4 protein-coding genes are annotated in these 5,977 nt (G+C 54.6%); 2 read left to right on the top strand and 2 right to left on the bottom strand.

Annotation, left to right across the window (positions count from 1 at the left end; all coding sequences use genetic code 11):
- Positions 1–1,143: phosphoenolpyruvate carboxylase (locus ACEQU8_RS14450; RefSeq protein ID WP_370264532.1), on the top strand; the 1,143-nt coding region annotated here is incomplete at its 5' end.
- A 14-nt stretch (positions 1,144–1,157) separates the two neighbouring features.
- On the opposite strand, the gene ACEQU8_RS14455 is transcribed toward ACEQU8_RS14450, so the two are convergent.
- A complete protein-coding gene (locus ACEQU8_RS14455; RefSeq protein ID WP_370264533.1) occupies positions 1,158–2,654 on the bottom strand; it encodes an amidase in 1,497 nt (498 codons plus the stop codon).
- 142 nt (positions 2,655–2,796) lie between these two features.
- On the opposite strand from ACEQU8_RS14455, the gene ACEQU8_RS14460 reads away from it, so the two are divergent.
- Complete coding sequence (locus tag ACEQU8_RS14460; RefSeq protein WP_370264535.1) at positions 2,797–3,225, top strand: hypothetical protein; 429 nt, start codon at positions 2,797–2,799, stop codon at positions 3,223–3,225.
- A 94-nt stretch (positions 3,226–3,319) separates the two neighbouring features.
- On the opposite strand, the gene acnB is transcribed toward ACEQU8_RS14460, so the two are convergent.
- The gene (gene acnB, locus ACEQU8_RS14465; RefSeq protein ID WP_370264536.1) at positions 3,320–5,911 is read right to left on the bottom strand and encodes a bifunctional aconitate hydratase 2/2-methylisocitrate dehydratase; all 2,592 of its coding nucleotides are present in this window, start codon (positions 5,909–5,911) and stop codon (positions 3,320–3,322) included.
- Between the last annotated feature and the right edge of the window lie 66 nt (positions 5,912–5,977).

Here is a 5,977-nt window from a genome sequence, read left to right on the forward strand (position 1 = left end):
CTGATAGAAACCGTGCCCGACATGAAAAATGCGCCCGCTTTGCTCGATCAGTGGTTGAAAACCCCGGCCTATAAAAATCATCTGGAAACAAAAGGCAATCTGCAACATGTGATGCTGGGTTACAGCGACAGCATGCGGGGCCATGGCATCGTATCTGCCGCATGGGAAGGCCACAAGCTTGCACCCACACTGGTCAACATCGCCAAAGCCCAAGGGGTGAACATTCACTTCTTCCACGGCCGCGGCGGCACCGAGGCCCGCGGTGCCCGCGAGAACTATGCATCAGAAATTGGACACATCGACCCAGTCGCTCTTCAAGCGGGTTATACCCAAACGGAACAAGGCGAAGAGGCCTATCAAAAATTCGGCAACCGGACCCGGGCGGACCACAATATTCGTGACATGGTCGCCACCACCTTGGCCAATCGCCACTCGAATGCCGATCCCAACACATCGAGATTTGCCACGCAGATGGATGAAATTGCAGGCCACGCAGAGCAGGCTTATCAAGACTTATACCAAGACCCTGCGCTGGCTGACCACTTACAACAAACCACGCCACTTCCCCACGTGGGCTTGAGCAACGCAGGTAGCCGCCCTGCCTCACGCATCGCCGGGCTTCAAGGCCCAGCATTTTTGGGCAAGCTGCGGGCCATACCCTATGTGGCCTCTTGGTACCAATCGGCCAGCATGGCACCGGCCTATTTTGGTTTGGGCAGTGGCTTGAACCAATATTTGAACGAAGTGCCCGCGTTGCGAACACAGCGACTGGGGGAACTTCGGGAGATGTACAACACATGGCCCTTTTTTCAGAACCTGGTCGACCGGGCCGACTCCGCCATACAGAAAGCAGACATGCGCATTGCACAACAATACGCAGACCTAAACCCAAGCAGCCAACATGTGTTTGACAAAGTACAAAAGGAATACAAACTTAGCCAAAGCATGATTGCCTTGCTCAAAGGAAACTCAACCTCCACTTCTGAAAAAGTGGCCGACCCCATACGGGCCTTTGCGCACAGCAGCCAACTTGAATTGTTGAAGGCCAGCAAAACGGCGACCCCAGAACAACGCCCTGCCATTGAGCAAGGCATCGCCATGACGATGCAAACCATAGCCAACGCCCTGGGGCGTTTTGGCTAAGGTTCAACTCCAGCTTACACGGCGTATAAAGGCGCTCGACGGTCTGCCCATGGCTTGGCTTGCTCAAGCTGGGCAGCCAGGTTGAACAACACCTCTTCCTCGCCAAAGCGGCCCGTGAACATCATGCCAACAGGAATGTTGTTGTCATTCCAGTGCAGGGGCACACTCATTGCCGGTTGCCCGGTCACGTTTGCAGGCATGGTTTGGGAACAGTAGTTGTACAAGCGTTTGCCGCTTTTAATCACAAAATCTTTTTGCTTGGCAATGCCGCCGATTGGCAGGTAGGACAGGGCCTTTAATTCCAGCGTCTCGCGTGGGGTGGGCCGCAACCCCCCAACGGCAATGGGCAATTCGCCCAGAGTACTGGTCAGCAAAGCATCGTAGGGTTCAAAAAAGCTCAACCATTGCCGGGTGAACATGTTCATAAACCACACGGCTTGGGCCACGTCTCCCCCATGAAAACTTCGACCCAATTTCATGAGGGCCCAAGTGCGGGTTTCGAAGTCTGAGGATTTGCCAGCACGACCAAGCAAACGCTCTCCTTCAGCCAGGGTAGCGGCCATTTCTGAACAAACCAGCACGGAATAGGCGTAAATAAAATCTTCACGAGCCACTGGAGGTCGAACTTCCACGCAAGTGTGCCCCATGCTTTCAAGCAATTTCACGGTCTCCAGCACGCCCGCTTTGCAGTCTTGGTGCAACTGCTCGCCCAAAAGGGGATCGACCGAATACGCGATTTTCAGCTTTTTTGGCTTTTTGTCCAAAGCGCTTGCGTAGCTTTTGGTCGGTGGTGCAATTCGCATCACTTGCCCGGGGTAATTGCCTTGAAGCGCATCCAGCATGTGGGCTGAGTCACGCACACTGCGCGACACCACATGCTCGGCGATAAAACCAAACCAGCCATCGGGCAGATCTGGGCCGGAGGGCACCCTGCCCCGTGTGGGCTTCATACCAAACAAGCCGCAACATGAGGCAGGTATGCGAATAGAACCTCCCCCATCACTTGCACTGGCCATGGGCACAATACCGGCCGCGACCGCCGCCGCAGAGCCGCCACTGGACCCACCGGGGCTTCGCAGGGTGTCCCACGGATTGCGGCAAGGGCCAGTGAATTCTGGCTCGGTGGAGGGGGTAATGCCAAACTCTGGTGTGTTGGTTTTACCAAAAATATTCAGGCCTGCACGCTTAAAACGCTTCACGTACTCGGAATCCTCTGCAGGCACAAAACCGCGGTAAAAGCGGCTCCCATTGGTCATTTCTACGCCCGCGTAACTGGCGATGAGGTCTTTTAGCAAGAAGGGCACACCCATGAATGGCCCCTCTTTGGGCTGTTTGGCCTGAAGTCGGGCATGTTCGTACATGGGGCGAATCACCGCGTTGATGGCTGGGTTCACTTTCTCGGTACGGGCAATGCTTTCTTCAAGCAACTCCGATGCACTCACCTGCCCTGAGCGCACCAAATCGGCCAGTCCAAGGGCATCGTATTGGTCATATTCTTTGAATCGCGCCATGGTTTTGCTGTCTCCAAAATCGCCCAAACGGGTGTAATGTAAGCAAATATCTTACCCCACTTAGGGAATGCTATTTGGGGGCCCTATGTCAGACAATGGATTCACCAAAGCCTCGTAGAACCTCTTACAAAATGGCACGTCCATGAATGGCCCTTGTGTTGTTTTCAGTGACTATCCCATCAAGCAAATGGGCTATTCCCGCTTTTTGAAAAGCCTGGGGGAAGAGCCCATCGCGTTGTTTGACGAGTACCCCAGTGCTCACCTTAAGCAATTTGCCCATGCGGGCTTGGTGATATTCGACATGAACATTGAAAGCGCCAAGGAAAGCCGTTACAGAAAATCACTTTTAAAGCTTTTCCAACACGCCAACATTTTGTTCATGGAAGAGGAGCAAAGCGATTTGCACTATCAGCTTATTCACAATCGCGATGTGTGTTGCTTGGGTAAGCTGGCCGATGTGGGCGTCATGCATGGCTGCATCAAAGACCTTCTGCTTCGGCGCAAACCGCTACCCGCAGAGATGTTAAAACAAGCGATGGGCAGCGATAACCAAGGCACAGAACTTGTTTGAAATCCATCTTGTTTGAAACCCAATTTTCGACAAATTTAACGCAACAAAAAAGCCACCCGAAGGTGGCTTTTTTGCGGCGAACAGGCCAAGCAGATTACGCTGCCAGTTGAGCCTTTTTGGCCACTTCAACAAATTCAGGAATTTGGTCGAAGTTCATGTAGCGGTAAACCTCACCCGACACATTGCCCAGCATTTTGACCTGCTCCATGTACTCTTCCACCGTTGGGATTTTGCCCATGAGCGCACACACCGCTGCCAATTCAGCAGAGCTAAGGTACACACGGGTGTCAATGCCCAGGCGGTTCGGGAAGTTGCGCGTGGATGTGGACACCGCTGTTGAACCTTTGCGGATTTGTGCCTGGTTACCCATGCACAGTGAGCAGCCGGGCAATTCCATGCGCGCTCCGGTGCGACCCAAAATGCCGTAGTAGCCCTCTTCCGTGAGGATGTGCTGGTCCATCTTGGTAGGCGGTGCGATCCACAACCGTGTTGGAATATCGCTCTTGCCTTCAAGCACCTTGCCGGCAGCACGGAAATGGCCAATGTTGGTCATGCAAGAACCGATGAACACCTCATCGATTTTGTCGCCAGCCACTTCGCTCAGGAACTTCACATCATCGGGGTCGTTCGGGCAAGCCAGGATGGGCTCTTTGATGTCGGCCAGATCAATCTCGATCACTGCGGCGTACTCGGCATCGGCATCGCCTTTCAACAGCTCAGGCTTGGCGATCCATTCTTCCATGGCCTTGATGCGGCGTGTCAGGGTGCGAGCATCCTGATAACCCTGGGCGATCATCCACTTCATCAAAGTGATGTTGGAATTCATGTACTCGATGATGGGTTCTTTGTCCAGGTGCACGGTACATCCGGCAGCAGAGCGCTCAGCAGAGGCATCGGACAATTCAAAGGCCTGTTCAACTTTCAGCTGAGGCAAACCCTCGATTTCAAGGATGCGGCCAGAGAAAATGTTTTTCTTGCCCTTCTTTTCAACGGTGAGCAAACCAGCCTTAATGGCGTACAAAGGAATGGCGTTGACCAAATCGCGCAGGGTGACGCCAGGCTGCATTTCGCCCTTGAAGCGCACCAACACGGACTCAGGCATGTCCAGTGGCATCACGCCAGTGGCCGCGGCAAATGCCACCAAGCCCGAACCCGCCGGGAAAGAAATGCCGATCGGGAAACGGGTGTGGGAGTCACCACCCGTGCCCACGGTGTCGGGCATCAACAAACGGTTCAACCAGCTGTGGATCACACCGTCGCCTGGGCGCAGGGCAACACCGCCGCGGTTCTCGATGAACTCGGGCAATTCATGATGCATTTTTACGTCCACGGGCTTGGGGTAGGCAGCGGTGTGGCAGAAGGATTGCATCACCAAGTCCGCAGAGAATCCCAAGCAGGCCAGATCCTTGAGCTCATCGCGGGTCATGGGGCCAGTGGTGTCTTGCGAACCCACGGTGGTCATCTTGGGTTCGCAGTAGGTGCCGGGGCGCACGCCTTGACCAGCGGGCAGACCACAGGCCTTGCCAACCATTTTTTGAGCCAGGGAAAAACCTTTGCCACTGTCATTCTTGGCTGAAGGGCGACGGAACACAGGGCTTGGGCCTTGACCCAGCGCTGCACGTGCCCGGTCTGTTAAACCACGACCAATAATGAGGGGAATGCGGCCACCGGCGCGCACTTCATCGAAGAGCACATCGGTTTTCATGCTGAATTCGGAGATCACCTCGCCGTTTTTGAGGGCTTTGCCCTCGAATGGGCGAAGCTCGATTTCATCGCCCATTTCCATTTGGCTTACATCCAGTTCGATGGGCAGTGCGCCAGCATCTTCCATGGTGTTGAAGAAGATGGGGGCAATTTTTCCACCCAGGCAATAACCGCCAAAGCGCTTGTTGGGAATAAAAGGAATGTCGTCACCCGTGAACCACAACACCGAGTTGGTGGCCGATTTGCGTGAGGAGCCCGTGCCCACCACATCGCCCACGTAGGCAATGGGATTGCCCTTGGCTTTGAGCTTTTCGAGTTGTTTGATTGGACCCACCTTGCCAGGCTCATCCGCCTCAATGCCTGGACGTGGGTTTTTAAGCATGGCCAGGGCGTGCAATGGAATGTCGGGTCGGCTCCAGGCATCGGGCGCAGGGGACAGGTCGTCCGTGTTGGTTTCGCCGCTGACCTTGAAGACTGTCAGCTTGATGCTTTGAGGCACTTCGGGGCGGCTGGTGAACCACTCAGCGTCAGCCCAGCTCTGCATCACTTTCTTGGCATTCGCACTGCCTTTGTCGGCCTTGTCTTTTACATCGTGAAAGTAGTCGAACATCAACAAAGTCTTGGACAAAGCGCTGGCCGCGATGTCGCCCACCTCGGCGTCGTCAAGCGCCTCGATGAGGGGCTTGATGTTGAAACCACCCAGCATGGTGCCCAGCAATTCGGTTGCCTTTTTGCGATCCACCAACTTGCAGGTTTCAGATCCGTTCACGATGGCCGCCAAGAATGCCGCCTTGACCTTGGCTGCATCGTCAACACCTGCTGGCACGCGGTTGGTCAGCAGATCCAGCAAAAACTGTTCTTCACCAGCGGGCGGATTTTTCAGCAATGCGATCAGGCCGTTGGTTTGCTCAGCAGACAAAGGCAGGGGGGGAATGCCCAACGCTGCGCGCTCGGCAACGTGTTGGCGATAGGACTCAAGCATGAGATCTCCCTAGATTGGGTGAGGGTCAATAGAAACTGTGTAATTTTGAGGCAGTTCGCACGCGCA

The sequence above is a fragment of the Limnobacter sp. genome (assembly GCF_964228395.1).
Lineage (GTDB): Bacteria > Pseudomonadota > Gammaproteobacteria > Burkholderiales > Burkholderiaceae_B > Limnobacter.

Bases quoted from the DNA above. Each gene is read 5' to 3' on its own strand.
- ACEQU8_RS14460 (WP_370264535.1), top strand. From the start codon at position 2,797: ATGAATGGCCCTTGTGTTGTTTTCAGTGACTATCCCATCAAGCAAATG.
- acnB (WP_370264536.1), bottom strand. From the start codon at position 5,911: ATGCTTGAGTCCTATCGCCAACACGTTGCCGAGCGCGCAGCGTTGGGC.
- ACEQU8_RS14455 (WP_370264533.1), bottom strand. From the start codon at position 2,654: ATGGCGCGATTCAAAGAATATGACCAATACGATGCCCTTGGACTGGCC.